This window comes from Phycicoccus sp. Soil802, from assembly GCF_001429605.1.
GTDB lineage: Bacteria > Actinomycetota > Actinomycetes > Actinomycetales > Dermatophilaceae > Pedococcus.
Window position 1 is genome coordinate 372745 of sequence record NZ_LMSS01000007.1, and the last position, 25435, is coordinate 398179.

Consider the following 25435-nt stretch of genomic DNA (forward strand, 5'->3'; position numbering starts at 1 on the left):
CATCTGGCCTCACTACTGGTCATCATCGGTCTCGCCCGGCCTGGCCGGAGGGCGCGACCGCGAAGCACTCCGGCGCCGAGAAGCAGCGGCCCGAGAAGGCCGTGGTCACGGCGCCCACGACCGCATCCTCGGTGTCCGCTCGGACCAGCGCCACGACCGAGCCGCCGAAGCCGCCCCCAGACATGGCCGCGTCCACGGCCGTGTCGAGCTCCGTCGTCGAGACCTCAAAGTCGTCCCGCAAGGACGCGTGCGACGCAACGAAGATGTCGCCCATTGCCGTGAAGTCTCTCGCGCTGATGGCCGCGACAGCGGCGCGCACCCTCTGGATCTCGGTGAGGTTGCCCGGTGCGATGCCTTCGATCGGGACCTCGACGATCGACCCACTCTGCATCGAGACGGCCCGCAGAACGTCTACTTCGCCCAGTCTCGCCGCGACCACGGCTCTCTGGCGCAAGGCCACGGGCAGGCGCAGCCCCTTGTTGTAGTCGGTGTGCTCGCCCAGGAGGTTCACACGCCCCGGCGCTGACCAGGCGCCAGTGGGCGGCGCGCCGTACACCTCGGCGAAGAGCTGGGACGCACCGGTGCTCATGGCGTCGTCTCGCGGAGCCGGGCCGCGACCGCCTCGGGCGCGACGTGATTAACCCATCCACCGACGCCTGACTCCGACCCGGCGAGGAACTTCAGCTTCGCGGGCGACCGCCGGACGGACATAATCTGGAGGTGCAGTCTCGACACCTCGCGCCCCTCGCCGACAGGGGCCTGGTGCCATCCGGCGATGTAGGGCAGCCGGACGGACGATCCGTCAGGTGCCACGTAGAAGCGGTCGAGACGCCGGAGCAGGTCCAGGTAGACGGTCGCGAGGTCGTCTCGTTCGTCACCTGTCAGGGCAGGCAGATCCGGCGCATCGCGGCGCGGTGCGAGGTGGACCTCGACCGGCCAGCGTGCCGCGAAGGGGACGTACGCCACCCAGTGGGCCGACTCGGTCACGATGCGCGCCCCCTCGGCCAGTTCCTCGACCAGAAGGTCCGAGCCCAGGAGCCTCCCGGTCCGCTCGTGGTGCGCCTGGGCCTGCCGCAGGATCGTCGCGGTCCGTTGTGGCACATAGGGATACGCGTAGATCTGGCCGTGCGGGTGGTGGAGGGTGACACCGATCTCCTGGCCTCGGTTCTCGAAGCAGAACACGTGCCTGACCTCGTCCAGCGCGGCGAGCTCGAGCGTGCGGTCCGCCCAGGCGTCGATGACCGTTCGCACCCTACGAGGCGGCAGGTCGGCAAAGGTCGAGTCGTGGTCGCTGGTGAAGCACACCACCTCGCAGCGACCCACGGCTGGCCGCTTCAGGCCTCGCGCGCCGTCGGGCGTGGGCACGTCACCGGATAGGTCTGCCGTGCCGGCGTAAGAGGGAAAGCGGTTCTCGAACACCACGACGTCGTATGCCGCGTCGGGCACCTCGGAGGCCACGCTGCCCGTGCCTGTTGGGCACAGTGGGCACTCGTCCTTCGGGGGCAGGAAGGTTCGGTCGCCTCGATGCCCGGCCACGGCGACCCAGTCGTCGACGAGCGCGTCGTACCTGATCTCGCCACCTCCCGCCTTGGGTCCGAGGGGCCGGGCTTCGAGCACCGTCCGGGGAGGGGCTTCGGGGGTGTCGTCGAAGTAGATGATGGAGCGACCATCAGCGAGTTCACGCGCTGTGCGTCTGACCCCGCCCTGGAGCCCAGCTTCGTGGAGTAACGGTGACATCACGCGTCCTTCGCTGGCTGAAAGCATCGTGCGCTCCTCAGTGGTGGGTTGACGGGAATGATTCGAACGTCTCGTGCCCCGACCAGGGGCTCCCCGACTCCGACGGGGCGGACCTCTTCGTAGCGGCTCTGGCTCGTGACACGGACGCGGACCAGAGGCCGAGAAGGGCAAGGAAGAGCACCGTGTGCACCAGGGAGACCGTCGTCGCCACCGGAAGCGAGCGTGACCATGCACCGATCGAATGACTCAGCTCGACCAGCACATCGGAGGCGGCTCTGGTCGGCGGGCCGGGCTCACTGCCCGACGCAGGCACGTCGAAACCTGGGTTCACCGGCCCAGTGAGGACTGCTTGGAGGTTCACCGTCGCGGTCACTGACACGAGGAGGTAGGAGACTGCCCACCTCAGCCCGAGAGCCGCCAGGAGGGCCGCGGAGACGAAGACCGGGAAGAGGTACCTCTCATGCACTCGAGTAGGCAGTGCGAAGAAGGCCATGGCCAGGACGACATGGCCGAGGAGCAGCACCACCCGGCTCTCGCTCACTCCCCGCCACACCAGGATCGGCAACGCCACCGCCAAGGCGGCGACTGCCAACAACCCGGCGCCGATGCTGAAGGCTGAGTGGGTTCCCAGCAGCGGCACCGTGATCGCCAGGGAGTCGGGCGTCCACACAGCCCGGCCCCCAGCGGGACTCTCCACCAGCGGGCGGGGCCCGACGAGTGCCCACCCGTTGTAGGCGTTGGCGGACAGCACGTCGAAGGTCTGCCCGACCGAGCGGTACAGCTCCCAGAGGCCGGTCAGATCGCCCAGCACGGCGATATCTCGGAAGCGACCCCGGCTGAAGTGCTCGAGGTCGAACGGCAGACTTGCCACAAGGAGAACACAAGTAGCCGCGAAGCCACTTCGTAGCAGCGTGACGAAGTCGCGTCGGTCGATGAGGTGGCGGCGCACCAGGACAGGGACCAGGACCCCCAGCACCACGGCCGACTGTGGCTTGACCAGGACTGCGAGCGTGGCGCAGGCCATGGCCCAGCCAGGGCGTCGGTCGGCGAGCAGGACGAGGGCTCCGAGGACCGGCAGCGCGGCGACCGAGTCGACCTGCCCCCACACCGCGGAGTCGAACCAGACCACGGGTGCCACGAGGAACAGCGCGGCGGCCCCCAGGCCGACCCTTGGGCTCCACCACCGACGACCAGAGGTGAAGAGCAGCAGGGCGATCCCGATGTCGGCGCACACGGCTGGTAGCTTGGCGAGGACAAGTGCCACGGCCACCGGGTCTCTGCCGACCATGTCTGCGACGAGGGGGGTGACCAGACCGATGGGCCAGAGCACCAACAGGTAGATGGGTGGGTAGTTGGCCGTCGCTTCGTTCGCGTAGAACGCGCCCGGCCCGAAGCTCGCCATGGCCGCGGACCAGTCAGCGAAGAGCTCCAGGTCCCCGCGGAACCCGCGGCCAGGAAACGCCAAGAACGCAAGGAAGACCCGAAGTGACAGCCCTGCGCCCAGGACTGCCCAGACCTGCTCTGGCTCAGACGGCTTGCGCATGAAGCAGGACCATCTGGTCAACCGCCAGGAGTGGGCTTTGCAGACCCACCTCGCCCAGCAGGGCTCCGCTCAGCTCCACCCCGGTCTCGGCCCAGCCAGGCATGGCGATCCCGCGGTAGGCGCCTTCCGGACCCACGACCGTCACCCGGTAGCGACGCTGCGGATCCAGACCAGGCAGCTGCACGCGGCCGAGGGGCCAGGCAAGGCTGTGCTCCAACAGTGACAACCGGTAGACGGCTCGGTCCTCGTTGGCTGCAACGACGCCCTCGAGGGCGACGGCAGGGTTGCTGACATCGGCGTGGACGACGTCGCCTGAGTGCAGCAGCGGACGCAGTTCCTTGTGGAGCTGGATCCACCGCCGCAGGTCGGACAGCTCGGCGTCCGTGGCGCGGGTCAGGTCCCACTCGATGCCCAGGTGACCCCACAGGGCGGTGCCCGCGCGGAACTGGAGGTCGTGTGTCCTCCCTGTGGTGTGGTCGGCGCCTGAGCCCACATGGGTTCCCATGAGCTCCGGGGGGAGGATCAGGCCCGTCCAGCGCACGATCCTGTGGCGTTCGTGGGCGTCGATGCAGTCGGAGGGCCAGACGCGGTCAGTGACCTCCGCCATGCCGAGGTCGATACGTGCGCCACCGCCAGCGCACGACTCGATCTCCAGCCCTGGGTGCCGCTCCTTGAGCTCCGCCATGAGGCGGTAGACGGCCAAGGTCTGCAGGCGGACAGCGGGCTCGCCGCCCGGTTGGTGGCCGGCGTCGATGAGCGGCCGGTTGTGGTCCCACTTGATGTACGCCACGCCATACTCGGCAATGAGCGAGGACATCTGCGCCAGGACGTGGTCATAGGCACCGGTGTGCGTCAGGTCGAGGACGTGTTGGTGACGAGATGCGATGCCCGGACCGTGGTTGGTGGCGAGGAGCCACTCGGGGTGCTCGCGTGCGAGGTTCGAGTCGAGGTTGACCATCTCCGGCTCGAACCACAGGCCGAAGTCCATGCCGAGCCGGTGCACGTGGTCGACGAGAGGCCGGAGCCCGTCCGGCCAGACCGCCGGGTCGATGACCCAGTCACCCAGTCCTGCTGTGTCGTCGCGGCGTCCGAGAAACCAGCCGTCGTCGAGGACGAAGCGCTCGACGCCGCACTCTGCGGCCCTGTCGGCAAGCTCCAGCAACCGACCGAGGTCGTGGTCGAAGTACACCGCTTCCCAGGTATTGAGCAGGACTGGGCGCGTCGTGCGCGGATGCGAGTGGCGTTGCCGGAGGTGGCGGTGGAACCGGGCAGACAGCTCGTCGAGGCCGTCGCCCCAGGACCCACAGAGCCAGGGCGACACGTACTCCTCGCCGCGACGAAGCGCGACCTCGCCGGGAAGGATGACCTCTCCTCCCCGAAGGAAGCGCCAGTCCGTGATGGAGCGCTCGGCACGGACGGACTGGTTGCCGCTCCACGCGAGGTGGACGCCCCACACCCGCCCGCTCCGGAAGCTGAAGCCCTTCACCCCTGCGCACAGCACGGTCGCCGAGTCGTGGCCCGGTCTGCCGCCCCACGACTCGCGCAGCCACACACCGATGTCGAAGGTGCGTCGCTGGGGGTGTCTCTCATGCGCGTGCCTGCCCGTCAGGTCCAACAGCTCGGACGCCTGGGAAGGGACCGGGAGGGCTGGATCCAGGTGGGTGAGGTCAAAGGGGTCGTCACCGTTGTTGCGCACCGACGCCCTCAGCCGAACCAAACCTGCGGCATCGAGTTCGATCTCTGTGTGAATCTCCAGCTCGCTCGCCTCGTCAGTCCCGACACTCAGGACCCGGACCGCACCCACCGGCCCCTCGGGCCAGTCGATAGTGCCCGCCGAGTCCACACGGTGCTCGACGTGTGAGGGCAGGACCGACCATGCGCGGCCGGAACGGCTGCCGAGGATGCCAGGGCGTCCCAGCCAGCCGGTGGAGTGCTGTGGCAGGACGGACACCGCTTCCTGCGTGCTCACAACGCTGTCCGTGGGTGGCATGGCCCAGGCCGAGAGGACATCAGAGGACGTCAGGTGCGCGGAGTGCGCCCCCGTGGCCGTCTCGGTCTCAGCCAGGGTCGGCCCCCAGTGGAGGACGGAGGGGAATGATGTCGGGTGAAGCCGAAGCAGAAGGCTCGTGCCACCGCCGAACAGGTGGACCACGTCCTCCCGCGCCGCCTCGGCGATGGCGGTGGGCCCTACATGAGCGGCGTCACCGTGGCGTTCGGCTGCGATGTCCATGCTCACCCTCCTCCGGATAGTGGCGTGCCGGTCCGAACTGACCGGGTCGGGCAGGCGTGGGGTGAAGGCCCTCGGTGCACTCGTCTCCACCCCACGCCTGGGTCCCTACTTGAACAGGGCGTTCACCTGTTCGTTCGCCTTCGTCAGTGACGAGACGTCGGACTTGCCCTGAAGCACGGCATCCATCGCGGGCTGCATGATCGCGTTCACGTCGGCCGCGTTGTCGGTGATGGGGAACAAGAACGTCGTCTTCTCGTCCACCTGAATGGTGAACGGGGTGACGTCGACGCCCTTCGCCTTGAAGGCGGCCTTGGCAGCCTCGACACCGGAGTCGATGGCCGGGAAGACGACGCCTTCCTGACCCACGATGTTCTGGCAGTCAGCCGAGGCCAGGAACTTGACCCACTTTCCTGCGCCTTCCTTCTTCTTGGTGCCCGCGAAGATCGAGTCGGCCAAGCCGTTGAACATGCTCGCCCGCTTGCCGCTCGGGCCGACGGGGGTCGGTGCGATGCCCAGCTTGAGGCCCTTGTATGCCGCGTAGCTCCCGATCATCCAGGAGCCGTTCGCGTTGATCGCGGACTTCTTGGCACCGAAGTTGTCGTTCATGCTGGCGCCCACCGTCGCCTTCAACGGGGGCATGTACCCCTTGTCGATCAAGCCCTTCCACCACGCGATGCTCTGCTGGAAGCGGGGGTCGTCGTACTTATACTGCGTGCCCCACGGGTTCTTGTTCGTGTACTGCCATCCTGTCGTGGCGGCGAAGTAGCCCCATTCCGTCTGGCCGTTGCCGGCTCCCGACCCCGGCAGGCCCAGGCCGTAGACGGCGATGTTGTTCTTGTCGAAGCCCGCCTCGTCCCCGTGCTTGCCGTTCTTGTCCACGGTCAGCTTCGCGATGGCCTTCTCGTAGGTCCCTCCGTCAGTGGGGTTCCACGTGAGGTTGGCCATCTCGTCGTCGGAGATCTTGGCCGCTGCCGTCATCTCCTTGTTGTAGAAGAGGGCCACGGTGTCCCAGTCCTTGGGGAGGCCGTAGCGCTTGCCGTCCTGGCCGACCCACAGGTCCGCGAGGCCCGGCGCGTAGATCGAGGTGTCGACCTTGCCCACGGCGTCATCCAACGACATGAGCACCTTGTTCTTAGCGAACTCCGGATACTTGGAGAGGTGGTCCGTGAAGACGTCCGGAGCGGTACCTGACTGGAACCCCGTCGTCAGCGTGGACCAGTAGTCGTCCCAGCCTCTCTGGGTGATCTTCACCTTCCACGCGGGGTTTGCCGCGGTGAAGGCGTCCGCGCACTTCTGGTAGGCGGGTTGCTGGTTGGAGTCCCACAGCCAGTAGTCGATCGTCCCACCAGCACTGCCGCCTCCCCCACCGGCGTCGTCGCCTGCGCAGGCAGACAGCGTCAGTCCGAGGGGGATGGTGACGGCCAGCGCCATAGCGCGCACTGTCTTGCTCTTCATGGTCTTTCCTTTCGACGAGCTGCCGTCCACGCAGGGACCCAGACTCTGGTTGGATTACTTGATTCCGCTGAAGCCGATCGAGTTGACGATCCGGCGGCCGAAGATGCCGTAGATGATGAGAATGGGGACGGCCGCGACGAGAGTCGCCGCCATGAGCCCTGCCCAGTCCGGCGTGCCCTGAGGGGTCTGGCTGCGGAAGACACCGAGGGCCACCGTGAGGACACGAGAGCTCTCCGTCTGTCCGATCAGCAGTGGCCAGAAATAGTCGTTCCAGGACGCGATGAACTGCAGGATCCCGAGGGTGACCACAGGCGCCGTCGACATCGGCAGGATGATCCTGCGGAAAGTCAGGAAGTGCGACGCCCCGTCGAGACGGGCCGCCTCGTCGATCTCCTTCGGGATGCCCAGGAAGAACTGGCGCAGGAAGTAGACGGCGAACGGCGTCATGAAGAACGACGGCAGGATGATCCCCGGAAGGGTGTTGAGCAGACCCAGCGACTTGATCGTGAGGAAGTTGGGCAGGGCGGTGAAGATCGGCGGCACCAACAGGGCTGTCAAGAAGAGGGCGAACATCTTGTCCCTCCCGCGCCACTCGAGACGGCTAAACGCGTACGCCGCCATCGCGCTGAAGAAGACCTGGCCCGCTGTCGCAACCGTCGACACGATGAACGAGTTGCGCAGGTAGAGCCAGAAGTTGATCGAGGCGCCGGACCCTCCTTCGGCCTGGGCCTCGGCCACCGTCCCGAACCCGAGAACGCGTTTGAAGGCTCCCCAGGTGAAGTCGGCCGGCAGGAACGACCCAGAGTTGGCCGCCAGCGACCTGCCGTTGGACAGACCGGTCCGTATCATCCAGAAGAACGGGAAGACCGTGAGCAGGATGAAGGCCCACAGCACGATCCAGGCCACGACACGACCCGCCGACAGGGGCTTGCGGGGTTTGGTCTCGGCGACCGCACGCTTCGAGTCGCGGCGCCGCTTGACAGTGATGGTCGTCATGATCGTCTCCTCAGGCCAGGTCCGACTCGCCGCCGCGCAGCCACTTATTCTGGGCATACGCGACCACGGCCAAGATGATGAACAAGATGACGGAAAGCGCTGCGGCGTAACCGAAGTCGCTTCGTCCGAAGGCTCGCTCGACGATGTAGACCTGGATCACCCTCGTCGCGTTGATCGGGCCGCCCTTGGTGGTGACCGCAACGGTGTCGAACACCTGGAACGAACCCGTGACCGTGATGATCAGGACCAGGACAAGGACGGGTCGCAGCAGGGGCAGCGTGATCTTCCGGAAGGTCTGGACCTCGGTGGCGCCATCAACCGCGGCAGCCTCGTAGACCGTCGTGGGAATCGTCTGCAGGCCGGCAAAGATCAACAGTGCCGTGTAGCCCATGTGGCGCCAGACATTGACGAAGGCGATGGTAGGGATCGCCCAGTTCTCACTGCCGAAGAAGGCGACCGGATCGATGCCGACCCACCCGAGCATCGTGTTCACGATGCCGATCTGGTAGTCCAGCATCCAGAACCACACCAGCGCCACGATGACGTTGGCCACGAGGAACGGCAGCAGGATGGAGCCACGGATGATCCCCGACTTGGTGAGGCGATGCATGAGCACCGCAAGTCCCAGGGCGATCGTGGTCTGGAATCCGATGTTGAGGACGACGTACCACAGCGTCACCTTCATGGAGTTCCAGAACAGGGCGTCATCGGCGATGGCCGCGAAGTTGTCGAGACCGACGAACTGCGGGGCGCCGAAGAGGCTGTACTCGGTGAAGCTGAGGTAGATGCCTCGGAGCGTGGGGTAGAGGAAGAAGACGGCGAATCCAAGCGCGGCCGGCGCGATGAACAGCCAGGCCGTAAAGGTGTCACTTCTACTCTGCTTGCCCAGCGCGATGCGAGGGACTCGGCGCCCTGTCCGCGGCGGAACCGGCGCAATGGTGGTTGCCATGCACTTACCTCCTTGTGAGTGCTGCGACCTCGTGGGCGCCGGGGCATCGGACATCGCGTCCGTGCGGCGACCATGAGCTGCCCAATCGATGAGGGCGATCGACGAGCAACGTGCGCCTCGGTGGGCGACGGCTCGTGCGGTGGAGTCACCCGGGGCGGCATGGCGCCGTCGTGCGGGGGACGAATCCGAGAACGACCCGGAAATGATGTCTGCGCGTTAGCGATGTGAGGGTGGGATCGCTTGAACGAAACACTTATCGCGGTTGAACGAAACACCGATTTGGTTGAACGAAACAGTGGACCCACTTTCGTGGTCGGTCAAGAGAATCGTGTTACAGTTTTATAACGGCAGCGGTTTTACAGCATCTGCGAGGCAGCCCTCTCCTCGCCGGTATGCTCCAGCACGGCGGGAGTCCGCTCCGGCGGTGGCTACTCTGAGAGGACAATCGTGTTTGAGTCCGCGTTACCCGCGGAGAGGGTCCGCATCGTCGATGTGGCCCATCACGCTGGCGTGTCGCGACAGACGGTGTCCAACGTCATCAACCTTCGCGGCGGATTCACCGATGAGACGCGCGAACGGGTCGAGTCCGCCATCGAGGAGCTCGGCTTCCAGCCCAACCGGTACGCGCAAAGCCTGCGGTCGCGCCGGACCATGTTGTTGGGCTTTGACATGTCCGGCGAGCAGCTCGACGTCACCAACCCGTTCACGATCTCGTTCCTGCGGGCCGTCGTGCACGGCGCTGCGGCACGCCAGTACCGTGTCGTCGTGTTTGCCCACGAAGGCTTGGGCGCCAAGGACTTTCGCACGAGTGTGCAGTCCGGGGCCGTCGATGGTTTCATCCTCTCGGACTCGACGCCTGACGACCCCAGACCACGCATTCTGCGAGAGGCGCGAGTTCCATTCGTGGTGTTCGGGCGGGGCGCATCGGACCAGGCCTATCCCTGGGTGGACATCGACAACCGGGCGGCGATGATCCCCGTCGTCGAACACCTCGTCGCAGCGGGACACAGGACCTTCGGTTACGTCAGCTACCCCTTCGACAAGTACTGGAACCTCGAACGATTCGAAGGGGCGAGGGATGCCCTCCGTGCCCACGGGCTCGACATCGCCGACGACGCAGTCATCACTGGCGAGCCGCCAACCGTGACGAAGCAGCTCCAGGCGCTGCTGAACCGCAACGACCGTCCCGCCGCGATCGTGACGTCCAGCGACGCCATGGCTCTGGCGGTCGTGAACGTCGCTACGTCGAACGGCATCCGCGTGGGGGTCGACCTTGCGGTCACAGGTTTCGACGCCGGTCCGCTTCGGACAATGGTCGAACCCCCTCTGACGAGCGTGAGCATCCCTGTCAAGGACATCGCCGCTACCCTCGTCAGTCATTTGCTGATCCAGGTTGGCGGAGTGCACATTGCTGACGAAGGACACCTTGTGCCAACGGAGTTGGTGCTGGGCGGCAGCGCCTAGATGTAGCCGGTCATCGGGCTGGCGTCAGCCGGCCGCGCTGGATTCTTGAGTCGCTCCGCGGCGCCCTTCCGGCCCCGCCTCGACGTCTTGTCATTCCCATCCGCGTCCAAGGAGCCATCGTCGGCGTTCTTGCCGTCTCCGGGCTGTCTGACGGCGAGGGCCACCAACTAGCCGTCGGCGCCCTGCGATGGCGCTTGGAGTCGTTGGCCGCGACGCGAGGAACCGACCGGGAGGGGATCCCCGATGACCCTGAGGCTCCCCGAACCGGAGGGCTCAACTCGCGGGCGCGTCCCCGAAGTCCGGGATCGCGAGGCGGGCTCCGCCCAGCCGGGATGACTCATGAGCCACGATCCCGGGCAGTGTGTATCGGGCCGCCACCCATGCGTTCACCGGCGGCAAGCTCCCCGCGTTGACGGCGCTGACGAAGTCGTCGACGAGGAAGTGGTGGCTGCCCTCGTGCCCGTTGTGGATCTCGTCGAACTCGCGCGGAAGTCGCTCCCGGTCGTGGACTGGCGCCGAACCCGAGGTGAAGGCGGCCCGCAGGTCGGGAGCGATGCGCTGCAGCGAGGGGTCGTCCGGGGACATGGTCGGCTTGGGCTCCAGCAGCTCACTGATCTCTTCGATACCGCGCTTGTCCTGCCAGAAGGCAACGGTGGCCAGCTGCTCCATGCTCGCCTCGGTGCCGAAGAATCGGAAGCGTGACTCCCGGATCTGCGAGGGGTAGCCGACACGGCGGAACTCGTTGGTGCGGAACGATCCTCCGCCGGCCACCTCGAACAGCGCGGTCGCGTTGGACACGTCGTTGTCGAACTGGCTCACGTCCTTGTCGAACACGCCGTCGCCGCGCTCGTCGGTGACCCCGATGGCGGACACGCTGACCGCGTGCGTCTCCCATGCCCCGAGGACGCCGCCGATCGAATGCGTCGGATACAGCAGGGGCGGGTAGCTCGCCGTCTCCTTCCACTGCTCGCCGCCGCTGTACTGGTAGGCCTCGTAGAACCCGAGGTCCATGTCGTGCACGTAGTCGCCCTCGGCGTAGAACAGCCGACCGAACGCGCCCGCGGCGATCTGGTTCCGCGCGTACACGGTCGCCGGGTTGTAGTGACTGGTCTCGCCCATCATGTAGGTCAGGCCGGTGGCCTTGACAGCGTCGATGATCGCCGCGATCTCCTGCTCGGTGATGGCCATAGGCACGGCCGAGTACACGTGCTTTCCGGCCTTGAGCCCCTGGACGACAAGGGGGCCGTGCGTCCACCGCTGGGTGAAGATCGCGACGGCGTCAACCGCATCGGAGGCGAGCATCGCCTCGTAGGACGGGAACGTGCCCGCCAGACCTTCGTCCGCGTAGAGGTGCTCAGCCCGATCCGCTATCACGTCGGTGACGTACACATCACTGACGCCGGGGTGAGCCAGGAACAGCTTGGCGAACTGGCCGGCGAACTGGCCGGCGCCGACGATACCGAGGGAAAACACGGATACTCCTTTGGACGGTGGATGGGGACTGCGATCGGCCGCAGGCTTGTGGCACCACAGGCGCGCACAGTCCCGGCTTCTCGCGGACCCCTCCACGCTAGGTACTACAATACGCAAAAGGCTTCCCGCCCGAGAGCAGAAACTTCTTGAATCCTCAGACGCTTGCGCAAATCGCTCCGTCGAGCCTCACCAGCTGGACCGGAGCGCCGACCCTGATGGGCAGCGCCCACCAGCACGACGACCTCGAGGTCAACCTCGTCGCCGAGGGAGGGTCGATGCTCTACCTGTTCGGCGGTTCGCACCTCGAGGTGGCACCGGGGAGCACCGTGGCGTTCTGGGCCGCCGTGCCCCACCAGCTCGTCGCGAACTCCGCCACCCGCGCACACTGGGTCTACGTCCCCTTCTCGACGTTCCTCGGTTGGGGATTGCCGGAGGACGTGGTCAGTCGGATCCTGTCCGGCACCCCCTTGGTCTCCCCACCGTCGACGACCTTGGCGTCCGACGAGGCGGGCTTCGAGCACTGGGCAGCAGACCTCGCGACCGACGATCCCGAGAGACACCGCATCGCGATGCTCGAGGTCGAGGCGCGGATCCGGAGGCTGGCGCTAGGCGAGCACGAGCGTGACGCCGGACAGTACACCGGAGGCGACCCGGCCGTCCGCCTCGTCCTCGCCATGGTGCGGCACATCGCCGAGCACTTCCGCGAAGCGGTCACCGTCTCCGACGTCGCCGACGCCGCCCGGCTGCACCCGAACTACGCCATGACGCAGTTCCGCAAAGTCGTCCGCATGACCATCGGCGAGTACCTGGCACACTTCCGGCTCGCCGAGGCGCGCCGGCTGTTAGTGACCACCGACCTGCGCACGAACGAGGTCGCCGCGGCCGCTGGCTTCGGGTCAGTCAGCCGCTTCTACGCCGCCTTCGTCGCCGCGTGCGGCACACCGCCAGCAGCGTTCAGACGCGAGCACCGCAGGGCCGCTCCCGGGCCGCCGGGACGCACATCCCGGACGCCGGACCACCTACCTCAGCAGCCAGAGTCACGAGTGCGGCGGTAGGAGCCGGCCCGCGTCAGCCCTGCAGCCGCCCAAGCCAGTGACCCCCCGAACCCGGCGCAAGGGCTGAGCGGCCGATTCCCTACCCGTTCCCCAGACACCCGTACAACGCCGCTCAGAGCCGCTCTCAGCCGGACTCGCGACGGGACGACAAGGAAGGGCCCCGACCTGCGTTTCCGCTGGTCGAGGGCCCTTCGTGCACTGGGTGGCAGGTGAAGGATTCGAACCTTCGAAGCTTTCGCGATGGATTTGCAGACCGACGAATGCCGTCCGCTCACCTGCCACCTCGCGGCTCGCGGGCGACATTCGCCGCGATTTCCCCCGGGGGCACGGCGTGCATCAGCGGGGACGTCCTGCCGCTCTTTGCTGCGTCTCGCGCGGAACGGTGTCCCGAAGTGACCAGGTCAGAAAATTCCGTGCGCGGCGAAGGCTTTCAATGCCAACCCTCCGACATCTGCTTGGGCTTTGAGCACGCGGCCATCGTGGTCCAGCGGCTTGGGCAAGCCGTGGGTCGCCGTCGTGATCACAATGGAGAAGGGGTGCGTGACGCTGAGGGCGACGCTCGTCGGCTGGCTGGCGGGAAGGCCAATGGATCGGTTGAGTGTGCCATCGGGCGCGTATCTGTTCACTCGACTCCCTCCCCACATGGCGCACCACAGGTATCCCTCGGCGTCCACGGTCATACCGTCCGGGCTTGCGTCCTCGATCCGCGCGAAGGTGTTTCGTTCAGTCACCTCTCCAGAGTCGACATGGACGTCGCAGCGGTAAATCGTCCCAAGCGCCGTGTCGGCGACGTACATCACGTCCCCGGCAGCATTGAACGCTGGCCCATTGGGGATAGTCAGGCCGTCCATGACCTCCGTGAGCGACAGGTCGGCGTCGAGCCTGTACAGGGACCCGGCCCCAACCGTGGCGTCATAAGCCATTGAGCCCGCCCAGAACCTGCCACTCGGGTCTGTCACCCCGTCGTTCATCCGCACCGGCGTCGAGGCACCGTCCCCCGGACGGTGGAGCCATGTCACACCGTTTCGCAACAGGGCGAAGCCGGTGCCTGCGGCGGCAACCCATCCGCCTCCAGCAAGCGGGGCCACCGCCCCTAGTGGGACGTCGAGATGAGCCAGCTGTCTGGGAGGGCGTTCGGTCCCCAGGTGGAACAAACGACCCTCGAGCAGGTCGACGAACACGAAGCCATCGCCGAGCGCGCGTGCGCCCTCCCCTAGCGCGTGCCTTCGCGACTCCACCGGCGTGAAGTCGTATCCCGCGGTCATCGCAGTGCAAACCCTGCTGGAGCATCGACCAGCATCAGTTCCGATCGAACCGGTAGCCCCTCCCAGTCACCGCGGGTGGCGACGGCGAAGGCAGCCACTGTGTTCGCCCGTCGCAGCCGCTCGACCAGATCGATACCGTCGAGCCAGCCCGAGAGATAGCCAGCACAGAAGGCGTCGCCAGCGCCCACGGAGTCCACAACGTGTACCCGCGACGCGGAGCTGGTGATCGGTTCTTGCTGGTCCTTCGAATAGGCCAGCGCTCCCTCTGGACCCAACTTGACGATCACCTCCCGAGGACCAAGCTCGAGGAGCCCCTGGGGACTACCGATCAGCGAGAGCTCGTCTTCCGAAGCGATCACGATGTCAGCTTGTTCGGCCAGGGGTCGTAGCACCGCACCGGCGGCGTGCGCGTCCCACAATGCCCGCCTGTAGTTAACGTCGAGACTGACCGTAACTCCCGCACCGCGAGCGGCGTCGATCGCCATGCGAACAGTCTCGAGTGCGGTCTCGCTCAAGGCAGCGGTCACCCCGGTGACGTGGAGGAGTCGGGGCCTCCCCTCGAGGAGCACCGGGATCACGTCATCAGGCTGCAAGCGCGAGCCTGCGGAGTTCGCCCTGTGATACTCCACCCTCGTCACGTCTGGAAGCCGTTGCTCGAAAATGACCAGCCCGGTAGCCGCCGTTGAGTCGTCGACCACACCGTCCACCTCGACCTGTTCTGCGCTCAGTACGCGGCGGACCAACCGGCCGCTCTCGTCGTGGCCGACCCTGCCAAGCCAACGGGTCGTATGGCCCAAGCGGCTCAACCCAATGGCGACGTTGGACTCCGCACCGGCGATTGAGGTGTGCATGGGGGCGCCGAGGTGGATCAGCCCCTGGCAGCGAAGCGCCATCATCCCCTCTCCCAATGTCACGACGTCGACGCCGGTCATCGCACGGCCGCCATGAAGAGGCGCGCACGCTGCCGCAGGGCCTCAAGATCACCACCATGGGGTGCGTCACCGCAGAGGGGACTGCCGATGCCCACCCCAGTGGCGCCTGCCGAAAGGTAGGCGGCCACGTGCTGGAGCTCGACGCCGCCCACGGGCAGCAAGGGGACGTCTGGGAACGGATCGCGCAAGGCCTTGACGTATGCCGGCCCAAACACCGAGGCCGGGAAGAGCTTCACCGCGGCGGCACCGTGGTTCGCGGCCTGCACGACCTCACTGGGGGTGAGAGCGCCCGCGAGAACCGGTAGGTCATGACTGTGGGCTGCCTCGATTGACGGCGCCAAGGCCGGCGTCACGATGTACCTCGCACCGCAGTCACGGACCCTTCTCACGTCGTCGGCTGTGAGCACCGTGCCCGCACCCAGAGCAGTCTCACCATCAAGCCGGCTTGCCACCGACTCGATGACACGAAAGGCGTCTCTCGTCGTCAACGAGACCTCAATCAGCCGGATCCCTTCGTCGGCGAGGGTTAGGCACGTCGAGACAGATGCCTCTGCGTCGCGACCTCGGACGATCGCGACCAGCTTCTGCTCTCGGACTCGGTCCAACAGGTTCATCGAATCTCCTTGATGCGTCTTACCATTCGGCGAATGAGCCGTCGGTGTGCTGCCAGACAGGGTTGTGCCAGTCGTGGCTTTTCGCGTCCGCATGTCGCACGGCTGATTCGTCGATGTCAACGCCTAGTCCTGGGGCACTCCACAACGCGATGTTTCCGCCCATGAAATCGAAAGGGGACCGGTCCAGCACGTAGTCGAGGAGCTCTGCGGAGCCCTCGTTGTAGTGGATGCCGATCGACTGCTCCTGCAACAGGAAGTTGGGCGTGCTGAAGGCGACTTGCAGACTTGCGGCGAGGGCGAGCGGCCCCAACGGACAATGGGGCGCGAGGAGGGCTCCGAAGGTGTCAGCCAGCGAAGCGATCCGACGCACCTCAGAAATTCCTCCTGCGTGCGATAGGTCGGGTTGGGCCACCGCGATACCAGCACGGAGTGCGGGCATGAAGTCCTGACGCGAGTACAGGCGCTCCCCTGTGGCGATCGGCACGGTGGTGGACTCAACGATGGTGCGTAGTTGGGCGGTGAGCTCCGGGACCACTGGCTCCTCCACGAACAGGGGGCGGGCCGGCTCAATGAGGTGCAGGAGTCGTCGGGCATCCGCGGGCCCGACCCGTCCGTGGAAATCGACGGCGATGTCGACGTCGTTCCCGACTGCCTCCCTGACGCGGAAGACGCGCCCGGCGGCCTCGTCGAGGTCGCGGGGGCTTGCGGCACGGGGAAATGCGGCGGTGCCGTTCATCTTGACGGCAGTCAGCCCACTTTCGACAGCCGCCAGTGCCGCGTCGGCCACCTGCGCTGGCTCATCACCCCCGACCCAGCCGTAGACCCTCACCCGGTCGCGGACAGCGCCACCCAGCAGTTGATGCACAGGTGTATCGAGGCTTTTCCCCAAGATGTCCCACAGGGCTTGGTCCAGTCCCGCGACGGCGCTCGAAAGGATGGGCCCACCACGGTAGAAGCCACCCTTGGTGAGACGTTGCCAGTGCGCCTCGATGGTGCGTGGATCTCGTCCGATCAGGAGGTCCGCCATCTCGTGGACAGCAGACCGGACTGTGGATGCCCGACCCTCGACGACCGGTTCACCCCACCCGACCAGTCCCACATCGGTGGTCACCTTGCAGAACAACCAGCGCGGGGGCACTTGGAAGGTCTCGACTGACACGACCTTCACGACGACTTCTTCCCAACGCTCCAACCCCCATCGACGGCCAATGATGCGCCGGTGATGAAGGAGGCGTCTTCGCTGATCAGGAACGAAATGGCTGCTGCCACTTCGGCGGGTCGCCCCATCCGCCCGACCAACGTGGCGGAGGCGCTCTGCTTGCGATCCTCCGGAGAGATCTGGTCCCACTGAGCCGTCAGCACTGGTCCCGGCACCACACAGTTGAACCGGACCGCACCCCCGTACTCAACGGCTAGTTGACGGGTGAGACCGGTAAGCCCCGCTTTGGTGGTGGCGTATCCCGGCACCCCGGGAAGCCCGAACCATGCGTGGACCGAGGCGACCATGACGACCGATCCGGTGCCGCTGCGTGCCAGGTCCGGCAGACATGCGCGCACGCCGTGAAAGGCGCCGGTGAGGTTGACGGCCAACTGGCGATTCCAGGATTCCACCGACAACTCGTGCAGGGGCAGCCCATCAGTGACCAGGGCGTTGGAAACCAAGGCGTCGACGGGTCCGAGCTCGCGGTGGACCAGGGCCATGGCTTCGGCCCAGGACGATTCGTCAGCCACATCGCAAAGAGCGAAGGTAGCCCGCCCTCCAGCAAGACGGATCTCGTCGGCAACCTTCGTGCCGCGCGGGTCGATGTCGAGGACTGCCACGCGGTACCCGTCGGCCGCCAAGCGGTGTGCGGCTGCCGCTCCGATTCCCTGAGCCGCGCCGGTGATGACAGCGGTCCGGTTCACTACGCGGCTCACCGCTGGGCCTCGTGGGCAGGCCGTGACATCGACTCGTTGCCCAAGCAGTGTCCCGAGCCGTACGACGTCCATCCCTGCGAGGACATGTGACCATCAGCGTGAACCGACTCGATGTCGGGAGGCTGCCCCACCGTCGCTGCGCAGCGAAGGCGCATGGTCATCGACTCCCGCGGACTGAGACGGCGCAACGGCCCGAGCACCTCGAGTTCGACGATGTCAGCCGCCGGACGGAGGCCACCGAGGTTTGCGAGAGGCCTCGGTAGCGGGGTCTCCATCCACACTTCGGCCCGTGATCCACGATCGGGGTAGCTGGCGTCCACCTCGGGGCTGAACTGGATGGTCGACGTGGTCCCCCCGGCGAGGTGGGCGATCCAGCCCGACGCGTAGGGAAAGCCGAGCTTGCCGACGACGCGCTGATGACGGATGAGGACCCGCCCGCCTTGGAGGACTTCGTGCTCGGGTGCCACGGTTCCAACTACAAGCGGGACAGCGTCCTCCCCGCCGGGTTCGATGGACAGGATCACACCACCGTCGTCCGGGCTTCCGGCTCGGCGCTGCGTCACATTCCACAAGGCCCAAGTCACCATACGGCTGCTTGAGTTGTGCGCTTCGAGCAGCAAGTCATAGGCCGACGAACTCGGCGCCACAGTGAACGTGCGCACGAGTCGCAAGCCCGTCCTGGGATCCGGCTCACTGGTCATCTCCAGGCTGACCGCACCGGAGTCATGCCGATCTACCCGCCACGCGTATGGGCCCGAATCGAGGATAGGGTCGGGTGGTCCCGGCCACTCGTCAGGACCGGACCAGCCCTGCGGCGCGGGCCAGGTCTTGTCTCCGCCGTAGTTGTTCCAGTCCCTCAGTTTCCCAGTCGTAGGAGCGGGGTTGTGCCCCTCAACAGGGTGGAGCTGGTCATCGAGCAGGGCGGCGTTGCGCCACAACGTTTCTTCGCCAGCGACGGTCACGGACAGGAGTCGCCCTCCGAGTGCCGGCACGAATCCGAGGCGTACCTGCCCGTTGTTCAGCCACACCACGTCTGGACGTGCTGAGGGCGTCCCGTCGTCGATGACTACGGAAACCTGTGACGCCGAGGTCACGGCGCCTCATCTGCGACGAAAACCACTTTGCCCTTGCTCGCGCCCGCGGCGAGGCCGAATGCTTCCTGCGCTTGGCTGAGCGGAAAGAGATCGCTGACGATCCGCTCGGGACGTAGGTCCCAACGGACCAGGTTGACGGCAAGCTCACTCATGGCTTGAAGGGAAGTCACCCACGAGGCATGCAACGTGAGCTGCTTGTGCAGCAAGGTGTCTGACACTTCGGTCTCAAGGCGGCCTCCTTCTCCGACGAGGGAGACGTGTCCCCATTCGCCGGCGGCTTCGATGGCCGTCGACCTCCCCAGGACAGAACCAGATGCGTCGATCGTGAACGCGAACCCATGGCCTGCTGAGGCCTCTTCCAGGGCGGCTACGACATGGTCGTCGGCAGGGAGAGTCCGGTCGAAGAGGCCGAGAGTGTCGGCCCACGCTCGACGTTCTGCCGATGGTTCGACACCTACGACCCGCCGAGCCCCCATCCCCTTGCCGATCATGCAAGCGGCCAGTCCAACCGGGCCCAGCCCAACGACCAAGAGGTCGCCGTCGCCGTTGACGCGGATACGCCGCAGGCCTTCGTATGCCGTGCCGAAGCCGCATGCGATGAGTGCGCCATCGACGTAGGAGAGTTCATCGGGCAGTGGGACGAGGGTCCGCTCCTCGGCGAGTAGGTATGGCGCGTTGCCACCGTCGCGCTGCCAGCCGTAGGCCTCGCGAGAGGGCGAGGAACAACTGATGTAGAAGCCGCGGCGACAGTTGTCGCAGAGCCCGCAGCCCGCGATGTGGTACACGATGACGCGGTCTCCGACGCGGAACCGCCGACAGTCGGGTCCGACTGCGAGGACCCGGCCAGACGGTTCGTGGCCTGAGACGACTCCGTGGTACGCCGGGCCATCCAGTCCTTTGTGGGACTTGTAGCCGCGGTAGATGTAGCCGATGTCGCTACCGCAGATGCCGGAGGCGCCGACCTCGACCAGAACCTGACCGGGGCCCGGGGTCGGCACGGGGATGGTGCGGGTCTCGGTGGTCGAGTCGCCCGGCAGAAAGATCCCCGGCATGCTCGCCGGTAGTGGCTTGGATGGGGTGTCATTCATGGAGCGTTCAAACCTTCTCTTCATGTGACGGCTGGCGCCGCACGCTGTGGACAGTCGGGTGCACCGAGCTGATGAACAGGCGGTCAGTCCCCACGCCGGCCGGTACGGTTCCCCAGGACGGTGTTGACCAGGACGGCGGCCACGATGAGCAAGCCGCGAACGACGTCCTGGAAGAACGAGTTCACGCCGAGCAGGACGAGGCCATTGCCAATCACAGCGATGAACAGGACGCCCAGCAGCGTGCCCAGCATGGAGCCTCGGCCGCCCTGTAGAGCCGTTCCACCGACGACGACGGCGGCGATGACCGAGAACTCCAGGCCGGAGGCCGCGCCGCTGTTGCCTGACGCAAGACGGCCGGCGACGACGATGCCCAGCAGGGCCGCCATGAGCCCGCTCGTGGCAAACAGAATCACGCGAATCTTGAGGACGTTGATCCCAGAGAGGTTGGCGGCGCGAGCGTTCCCGCCGACCGCGTACACCGAACGACCGTAGGTGGTTGCTCGAGCCACGAAAACGAAAACGGCAAAGAGCAAGAACATCACCAGTGCAGCCGTCGGTATGGGACCGATCTTGCCTCCAAGCACGTCAAGCAGGCCGTTCGGCTTGATGGGCACCGGCAACGCGTCTGTCATGAACTGTGCCAAGCCGCGCAGGCTGCTCCACAGGCCGAGGGTGACGATGAAGGACGGAACGCCAAAGCGTCCACGCAACCAGCCTGCCGCGGCTCCGACGAGCAGACCCCCGATGAGGGTGAGCAGTACCGCCAAGGGCAGCGGGAACCCCCACGGGCCGGCCATCTTGGCGAGCATGACCCCCCAGAAGGCCACTGCCGGTCCCACACTGATGTCAATCTCTCCGGCAACGATGACCAGCGTGCCCGCCCAGGCCACGATCCCGACGAGGGCGGCGTCTCCGAGGATGTTCCACATGTTCGAGACCGTGGCGAAACTGTCCGTCGTGACCGCGAGGACGATGACGAGCAGGACGAGAGCGATGGTCAGTCCGCCCTCGTTGAGCTGTTGGGCCGTCAGGGTGCGGCCGCGCTCGGTCGTCTGTGCCTCTCGGCGGAATGTCAGAGTGGGCATTGGTCCTTCTCTCCTGGTCATGCGGGTTCGGCGATCGCCGCGAGCAGTAGCTGGTCGGTCTCGATGGCAGGCGCGGTGTGCTCCGCGGTAATGAGCCCGCCGTTGAGCACGACGACCCGGTCGCAGACCAGGTTGAGCTCCTCCATCTCGCTCGAGACGAAGACCACCGCCTTGCCCGAGCGCGCGAGCGACCGCAGAAGCTCGTAGATCTGCTGCTTGGCCATCACGTCCACGCCACGCGTTGGCTCGTCGAGCAGCAGAATGCTGCTTCCCGCGTGCAGCCACCGACCGATGACCACCTTCTGCTGATTGCCGCCGCTGAGGGCACCGATGGGTGTCGAGGACGAAGCGCTCTTGATCGACATCGCCTCCATGGCCTGGACGGCGGCGCGCTTGACACGGTCTGAGGACAAGACCCCAGCGGTGGCGACCTTGGTGAAGTCCGACATGACGAGGTTCTCGTCGAGGCCGAGCTCGGGCACGATGCCATCGGTCTTGCGGTCTTCCGGCGTCAAACCAACTCCGAGACGTTGAGCGAATCTGTGGCCTCGGCCGTGCGATGCGGTCCCATTTACTGTGACCGTGCCAGAGTCGGGGTTTCGGACACCGGCGATGACCTGCAGCAGCTCGGTTCGGCCCGACCCGAGGACTCCGGCGATGCCGAGTACCTCGCCGGGCCGCACGTCCAGGTCGATCCCGTGAAGTTTGGGTTCGACGACCAGACCACGTACCTCAACAACGGGAGGGCCAGCCGCGAGCGGGACTTGGACCCGTTCTGCGTCCTCACCCGCGACCCCCAGCATCATGTCGACCATCTCCCGGGTCGTGCGTTCAGCGATAGGGAACGTGGCGACAACCTCTCCGTTGCGCATGACCGTTGCGCTATCGGCGATGCGCCTGATCTCCGAGACGCGGTGGCTGACGTAGACCACGGCAACGCCGGACTGTTTGATTGTCGCTACCGCCTCCAGGACACGGTCCACCTCGGCGGCGGCTAGAGAACTGGTGGGCTCGTCGAGGATCAGAACCCTTGGACTGCGGCTCATCGACCGGGCAATCTCCACCATCTGCTGGTCGGCGATCGAGATGTCGCCGACCCACGCCCTGGGATCCACGCGGACCCCAAGGCGGGACAGGGCCTCGTCTGCCTTCTCGAGCATCAACCGTCGGTCGATGCGTCCTCCACGCATCGGCCACTCGCCCATGAACATGTTCTCGGCCACGGTCAGCTCGGGAATGAGACTAAGTTCCTGGTACACCGTGCGCACCCCGAGGCGCTGGGCGTCGGACACGTTGGGGCGCTCGAGCCGCTTTCCGCCGATGACGACCTGACCGCCCTCTGGAGACTCTGCACCCGCAAGGAGGCGGATCAGTGTCGACTTCCCTGCTCCGTTCTTGCCCAAGAGTGCGCGGACCTCACCGACGCCGATGCTGAAGTCGACACCTCGCAGCGCGTGGATCCCTCCGTAGGTCTTCGAGACTCCTGTTACTTCGGCGGCGTTCGGGGACACAGTGCTCATCTCTTTCACCTAGATCGGTCAGGCCGAGCGGCTTGGTTCGATCACGGGATGCCGTCGGCGTGGGCGGTCAACCACGAGGAGGCATCCTCCGGACTGGTGTAGATGTCCACCGGAACTGGCACGACGACCTTGGAGGGCTTCTTGCCGTCGATGATCTCCAACGCCGCCTTGATGGCCGCCTTGCCCATGACCTGCCCGCCGATGTCCACCTGTGCCTTCAGAACGGTGTTGTCCTTGAGCGCATTGGCGATGTCGGTCGTCATGTCGCCACCGAAGACCACTGTCTTCCCCACGCGGTTGGCGTTGCGCACCGCCTTGACCGAACCAATGGTGGCGTCGCCGTACTCACCCATGATGGCGTCCAGGCTGCTGTTGGCAGTCAGGATGTTCTGAGCGGCGGTCAACGAGGCGGAGGCGTCCCCGCCCTTCTGGTTTGCCACGATCCGGTAGTTCACGCCATCGGCCTTGAGGGCCTGTTCAAAGCCCTTGCGACGTTCGATGCACACCTCGACGAACTCACAGTTGACCACGCCGATCGTCGGGTTGGCGATGCCCTTGCTCTTGAAGTAGTCGGCAGCGGCCTTACCGAGCTTGGCGCCGAACTCGATCGGGTCGCCCAACGTGTAGGCGGAGACATACTTCGACATCTCCGGCTCTTGGATGCATGTGTTGTAGCAGATGACCGGGATGTTGGCGTCGTGTGCCTGCTTGATCGCTGGCACCGACGCGGTCGCGGAGGATGCGGAGAGCAGAATGGCCTTCACCTGCTGCCCGACAAGGGTCTGCATGAAGCTCGATTCCTTGCTGGCGTCATCCTGTGCGTTGGTCTCCACGATCTTCACCTTGGTTCCCGCCGCATTGGCGCCCGCGTCGATACCCTTGCGGACACCTCCATAGAAGCCTTGGGTGTCCAAGTAGATGACACCCACCTTGACTTCCTTTGGGGCAGAACCGCCGCCTGAGTCCGATCCACACGCAGCCAGTGCTGCGGTGCCGACGATCAGGGTGGTTGCCACGGTGATCATCCTGGAGAGTGCTCGTGCCACTGGATACTCCTCTTTGAGTTCGAAGTGGTCCGCGTCCTCACGGCCGGCGCTGGTCAAGGGACAGTCGGTATCCCTGAGACTCCGGTGAAGCGGATCGCTTTCACGCTATGACGGAATGAGGAGCGTCGATGAGGGTCAAACCGACTGCGTAACTGGACGTTTGGACGATCGAATCGTCGAACCGTCCAGTTCAGCCCTTGGCGCCCGAGCGATATTCGGAGGGAGTGCTGCCGTGTGTTGCGCGGAACTTCCGAGAGAAGTAGAAGGCATCTGCATACCCGACGCGGCGGGCGATGGTCGACACGGGCAGGTCCGTCGTGTCGAGCAGCTCGCGAGCAGCAGACATGCGCAAACGGGTCTGATACTCGGCTGGTCCGCAACCCACCGTCTTTCGGAACAGCGCCGAGAGATGAGATGCGGACAGCCCGACCGCGGCAGCGAGATCTCCAACACTGATGGCGGTGGTCAGCTCCTGCTGAAGCTTCGTTGTCGCGAGCGCCACCGGGTCTGGACGGCCAGCTGGGGCTCGGTGTCGTCCGCTGGTCAACGAAGCGAAGAGGTGCCAGGCCGCGCCCGATGCGATCGCTAACGAGCTAGGTGATTCGTCAGTCTCGAAAGCCCTGATGGCCTCATCGACCAGTGCCACCGCTTGCGAAAGTCGTGGTACCGCGACGACCGGCCGGCTGGAACTGACCTCCAACGCCGCCAGGAGTTCTGGCACCGCCGAACCCGTGGCGTGCAACCACCAGGCGGACCAGGGCGCCGCCTCGTCGGCCCCGTACACATGCGCCTCCCCGGGCGCGATGACCAACGCGGTCCCGGGAGTCACCCGGTGTTGGCCACCGCCGATGCGGCACCAGCCTTCACCCTCTGCGCAGATGATGACTATTGCCTGGCGCGCACCGTGAGGTCGACTGCGCTCGTGACCTGTCGCGTGAGGAAAATACCCACAATCCGTCACCAGTAGCGATCGGGTCAATGGGCGCTCGACAGCCGAGGCTGCAACGCGGGGAGGCAACACTCTCAGCCGCTCACCGAGAAATCCGGATCTCCGTTCCACGATCGAAGCGTAGCTATCTCTGTTGCCACGCCTAACCGGTCAGGACGTTGGCACGGCGCCGATTCGAGTCGGGCCCTGCAGCCGTCCGCGAGTCAGTGAGCGCCGCGACCCAGCATCGGGCATTTCCCCGCGGACACCCGTAGAACGCCGCTCAGAGCCACTATCACCCCGCACGTGATGGGGCGACGAGGAAGGCCCCAGACCTGCGTTCCCGCTGGTCAGGGGCCATCTTGTACACGTGGTGGCAGGTGAAGGATTCGAACCTTCGAAGCTTTCGCGATGGATTTAGAGACCGGCGTATGCCGCCCGCTCGCCCGGACCTTCTCGGCTCGCCAGCGAATTTCGCCGCGATTTCCCCACAGACACTCGACATCAGACGTCGACTTTCGACCACACCCGGACCCTTAGGTCATGCCCTGAGCATGAGGCGCTCCGCCCACGATTGGTGTCGCACACGGCCGCCATCGACGCGGGTTCGTTGCCTGGTTCCAAGTCTGTTGCCAGCCCTATGACCCGGCGCCGCGACGAAGTTGGGCAGCTGCCTCGTTCCTCTCGTAGCCGAGCAGCGCGACGGCGCGCTTCACCCGCAGCCGGGTCTCCTCGCGGACATGCGGTTCGGCATTCAAGACCCGGGACACCGTCGCGAAACTCACCCCCGCCATGCGAGCGACGCCTTGATGGTCGGGGGCCTGGGAGCGTCACTTCGGTCCGCAGTCCCGTTGGCATGGGTGCCCTCAACCTCGACATTCGACACACGGGAGTTTCGGCGCGCGGCTGAGGCGTCCGTCATGAGGGTTGCCCTCCATTCACGAAGGCCGAGGAATCCGCCACGATGTGGTGGAGGCGGGCGACCCGACACGCAGTCCTATGAGCAGTCGCGCCGCCGGGGTCTGGTCGGCCGGGGTCACCGAT

General features: G+C 65.9%; 22 protein-coding genes and 1 tRNA gene. 2 read left to right on the forward strand and 21 right to left on the reverse strand.

Annotation, left to right across the window (positions count from 1 at the left end):
• Positions 1 to 22: 22 nt before the first annotated feature.
• The 7 genes from ASG91_RS18665 to ASG91_RS18695 all read right to left on the reverse strand — a co-directional run bounded on the left by ASG91_RS18665 (position 23) and on the right by ASG91_RS18695 (position 8910).
• Positions 23 to 589, reverse strand: a complete 567-nt coding sequence (locus tag ASG91_RS18665) for a galactokinase family protein (RefSeq protein ID WP_056924123.1) — start codon at positions 587 to 589, stop codon at positions 23 to 25.
• Positions 586 to 1764 (reverse strand): galactose-1-phosphate uridylyltransferase, encoded by a 1179-nt coding sequence (gene galT / locus ASG91_RS18670; protein WP_371262064.1) that lies wholly within the window; start codon positions 1762 to 1764, stop codon positions 586 to 588. Before galT ends, ASG91_RS18665 begins: the two co-directional genes overlap by 4 nt.
• 10 nt (positions 1765 to 1774) lie before the next feature.
• The gene (locus tag ASG91_RS18675; RefSeq protein WP_056924125.1) at positions 1775 to 3280 is read right to left on the reverse strand and encodes a glycosyltransferase 87 family protein; all 1506 of its coding nucleotides are present in this window, start codon (positions 3278 to 3280) and stop codon (positions 1775 to 1777) included.
• Positions 3264 to 5510, reverse strand: coding sequence for an alpha-galactosidase (locus tag ASG91_RS18680; protein ID WP_082594318.1), 2247 nt, complete (start codon positions 5508 to 5510; stop codon positions 3264 to 3266). The genes ASG91_RS18675 and ASG91_RS18680 overlap by 17 nt, the downstream gene beginning before the upstream one ends.
• A gap of 105 nt (positions 5511 to 5615) precedes the next feature.
• Positions 5616 to 6965: a sugar ABC transporter substrate-binding protein gene (locus ASG91_RS18685; RefSeq protein ID WP_056924126.1), complete on the reverse strand. Its 1350-nt coding sequence runs from the start codon at positions 6963 to 6965 to the stop codon at positions 5616 to 5618.
• Positions 6966 to 7019: 54 nt separating this feature from the next.
• Complete coding sequence (locus ASG91_RS18690; protein WP_056924127.1) at positions 7020 to 7961, reverse strand: carbohydrate ABC transporter permease; 942 nt, start codon at positions 7959 to 7961, stop codon at positions 7020 to 7022.
• 10 nt (positions 7962 to 7971) lie between these two features.
• Entirely contained in the window at positions 7972 to 8910 is a 939-nt protein-coding gene (locus ASG91_RS18695; RefSeq protein WP_082594319.1) for a carbohydrate ABC transporter permease, read from the reverse strand.
• Between the two features lie 447 nt (positions 8911 to 9357).
• Between ASG91_RS18695 and ASG91_RS18700 the strand changes: the two genes are divergently transcribed.
• Positions 9358 to 10374, forward strand: coding sequence for a LacI family DNA-binding transcriptional regulator (locus ASG91_RS18700; RefSeq protein WP_056924128.1), 1017 nt, complete (start codon positions 9358 to 9360; stop codon positions 10372 to 10374).
• Between the two features lie 273 nt (positions 10375 to 10647).
• Here the strand turns inward: ASG91_RS18700 and ASG91_RS18705 are convergent, their stop codons facing one another.
• Positions 10648 to 11847, reverse strand: coding sequence for a Gfo/Idh/MocA family protein (locus ASG91_RS18705; RefSeq protein ID WP_056924129.1), 1200 nt, complete (start codon positions 11845 to 11847; stop codon positions 10648 to 10650).
• A gap of 215 nt (positions 11848 to 12062) precedes the next feature.
• On the opposite strand from ASG91_RS18705, the gene ASG91_RS18710 reads away from it, so the two are divergent.
• Positions 12063 to 12902 (forward strand): helix-turn-helix domain-containing protein, encoded by an 840-nt coding sequence (locus ASG91_RS18710; RefSeq protein ID WP_056924130.1) that lies wholly within the window; start codon positions 12063 to 12065, stop codon positions 12900 to 12902.
• Between the two features lie 203 nt (positions 12903 to 13105).
• Here the strand turns inward: ASG91_RS18710 and ASG91_RS20835 are convergent.
• The 13 genes from ASG91_RS20835 to ASG91_RS21120 all read right to left on the reverse strand — a co-directional run bounded on the left by ASG91_RS20835 (position 13106) and on the right by ASG91_RS21120 (position 25185).
• Positions 13106 to 13182: transfer RNA gene (locus ASG91_RS20835), tRNA-OTHER, on the reverse strand.
• A gap of 121 nt (positions 13183 to 13303) precedes the next feature.
• Entirely contained in the window at positions 13304 to 14167 is an 864-nt protein-coding gene (locus ASG91_RS18715) for an SMP-30/gluconolactonase/LRE family protein (RefSeq protein ID WP_056924131.1), read from the reverse strand.
• Complete coding sequence (locus tag ASG91_RS18720) at positions 14164 to 15099, reverse strand: sugar kinase (RefSeq protein WP_056924132.1); 936 nt, start codon at positions 15097 to 15099, stop codon at positions 14164 to 14166. Before ASG91_RS18720 ends, ASG91_RS18715 begins: the two co-directional genes overlap by 4 nt.
• Entirely contained in the window at positions 15096 to 15713 is a 618-nt protein-coding gene (locus tag ASG91_RS18725) for a bifunctional 4-hydroxy-2-oxoglutarate aldolase/2-dehydro-3-deoxy-phosphogluconate aldolase (RefSeq protein ID WP_056924133.1), read from the reverse strand. The genes ASG91_RS18720 and ASG91_RS18725 overlap by 4 nt, the downstream gene beginning before the upstream one ends.
• A 19-nt stretch (positions 15714 to 15732) precedes the next feature.
• Positions 15733 to 16881, reverse strand: a complete 1149-nt coding sequence (gene dgoD / locus ASG91_RS18730) for a galactonate dehydratase (RefSeq protein ID WP_056924134.1) — start codon at positions 16879 to 16881, stop codon at positions 15733 to 15735.
• A complete protein-coding gene (locus ASG91_RS18735) occupies positions 16878 to 17630 on the reverse strand; it encodes an SDR family NAD(P)-dependent oxidoreductase (RefSeq protein WP_056924135.1) in 753 nt (250 codons plus the stop codon). The genes dgoD and ASG91_RS18735 overlap by 4 nt, the downstream gene beginning before the upstream one ends.
• Positions 17627 to 18724 (reverse strand): DUF4380 domain-containing protein, encoded by a 1098-nt coding sequence (locus tag ASG91_RS18740; RefSeq protein WP_157606425.1) that lies wholly within the window; start codon positions 18722 to 18724, stop codon positions 17627 to 17629. Before ASG91_RS18740 ends, ASG91_RS18735 begins: the two co-directional genes overlap by 4 nt.
• A complete protein-coding gene (locus ASG91_RS18745; RefSeq protein ID WP_056924136.1) occupies positions 18721 to 19812 on the reverse strand; it encodes a zinc-binding dehydrogenase in 1092 nt (363 codons plus the stop codon). Before ASG91_RS18745 ends, ASG91_RS18740 begins: the two co-directional genes overlap by 4 nt.
• 83 nt (positions 19813 to 19895) lie before the next feature.
• Entirely contained in the window at positions 19896 to 20897 is a 1002-nt protein-coding gene (locus tag ASG91_RS18750) for an ABC transporter permease (protein ID WP_056924137.1), read from the reverse strand.
• A gap of 17 nt (positions 20898 to 20914) precedes the next feature.
• Complete coding sequence (locus ASG91_RS18755; protein WP_056924138.1) at positions 20915 to 22417, reverse strand: sugar ABC transporter ATP-binding protein; 1503 nt, start codon at positions 22415 to 22417, stop codon at positions 20915 to 20917.
• 41 nt (positions 22418 to 22458) lie between these two features.
• Positions 22459 to 23433: a substrate-binding domain-containing protein gene (locus tag ASG91_RS18760; protein ID WP_200961357.1), complete on the reverse strand. Its 975-nt coding sequence runs from the start codon at positions 23431 to 23433 to the stop codon at positions 22459 to 22461.
• 220 nt (positions 23434 to 23653) lie between these two features.
• Positions 23654 to 24523, reverse strand: coding sequence for a helix-turn-helix domain-containing protein (locus ASG91_RS20935; RefSeq protein ID WP_082594321.1), 870 nt, complete (start codon positions 24521 to 24523; stop codon positions 23654 to 23656).
• Positions 24524 to 25029: 506 nt separating this feature from the next.
• Entirely contained in the window at positions 25030 to 25185 is a 156-nt protein-coding gene (locus tag ASG91_RS21120) for a LacI family DNA-binding transcriptional regulator (RefSeq protein WP_200961358.1), read from the reverse strand.
• Positions 25186 to 25435: the final 250 nt, after the last annotated feature.

Excerpts from the sequence above, each read along its gene's own strand:
- ASG91_RS18665 (WP_056924123.1), bottom strand. The coding sequence starts at position 589 with ATGAGCACCGGTGCGTCCCAGCTCTTCGCCGAGGTGTACGGCGCGCCG.
- galT (WP_371262064.1), bottom strand. The coding sequence starts at position 1,764 with ATGCTTTCAGCCAGCGAAGGACGCGTGATGTCACCGTTACTCCACGAA.
- ASG91_RS18675 (WP_056924125.1), bottom strand. The coding sequence starts at position 3,280 with ATGCGCAAGCCGTCTGAGCCAGAGCAGGTCTGGGCAGTCCTGGGCGCA.
- ASG91_RS18680 (WP_082594318.1), bottom strand. The coding sequence starts at position 5,510 with ATGGACATCGCAGCCGAACGCCACGGTGACGCCGCTCATGTAGGGCCC.
- ASG91_RS18685 (WP_056924126.1), bottom strand. The coding sequence starts at position 6,965 with ATGAAGAGCAAGACAGTGCGCGCTATGGCGCTGGCCGTCACCATCCCC.
- ASG91_RS18690 (WP_056924127.1), bottom strand. The coding sequence starts at position 7,961 with ATGACGACCATCACTGTCAAGCGGCGCCGCGACTCGAAGCGTGCGGTC.
- ASG91_RS18695 (WP_082594319.1), bottom strand. The coding sequence starts at position 8,910 with ATGGCAACCACCATTGCGCCGGTTCCGCCGCGGACAGGGCGCCGAGTC.
- ASG91_RS18710 (WP_056924130.1), top strand. The coding sequence starts at position 12,063 with ATGGGCAGCGCCCACCAGCACGACGACCTCGAGGTCAACCTCGTCGCC.
- ASG91_RS18715 (WP_056924131.1), bottom strand. The coding sequence starts at position 14,167 with ATGACCGCGGGATACGACTTCACGCCGGTGGAGTCGCGAAGGCACGCG.
- ASG91_RS18720 (WP_056924132.1), bottom strand. The coding sequence starts at position 15,099 with ATGACCGGCGTCGACGTCGTGACATTGGGAGAGGGGATGATGGCGCTT.
- ASG91_RS18725 (WP_056924133.1), bottom strand. The coding sequence starts at position 15,713 with ATGAACCTGTTGGACCGAGTCCGAGAGCAGAAGCTGGTCGCGATCGTC.
- ASG91_RS18745 (WP_056924136.1), bottom strand. The coding sequence starts at position 19,812 with ATGAATGACACCCCATCCAAGCCACTACCGGCGAGCATGCCGGGGATC.
- ASG91_RS18750 (WP_056924137.1), bottom strand. The coding sequence starts at position 20,897 with ATGCCCACTCTGACATTCCGCCGAGAGGCACAGACGACCGAGCGCGGC.
- ASG91_RS18755 (WP_056924138.1), bottom strand. The coding sequence starts at position 22,417 with ATGAGCACTGTGTCCCCGAACGCCGCCGAAGTAACAGGAGTCTCGAAG.
- ASG91_RS21120 (WP_200961358.1), bottom strand. The coding sequence starts at position 25,185 with ATGGCGGGGGTGAGTTTCGCGACGGTGTCCCGGGTCTTGAATGCCGAA.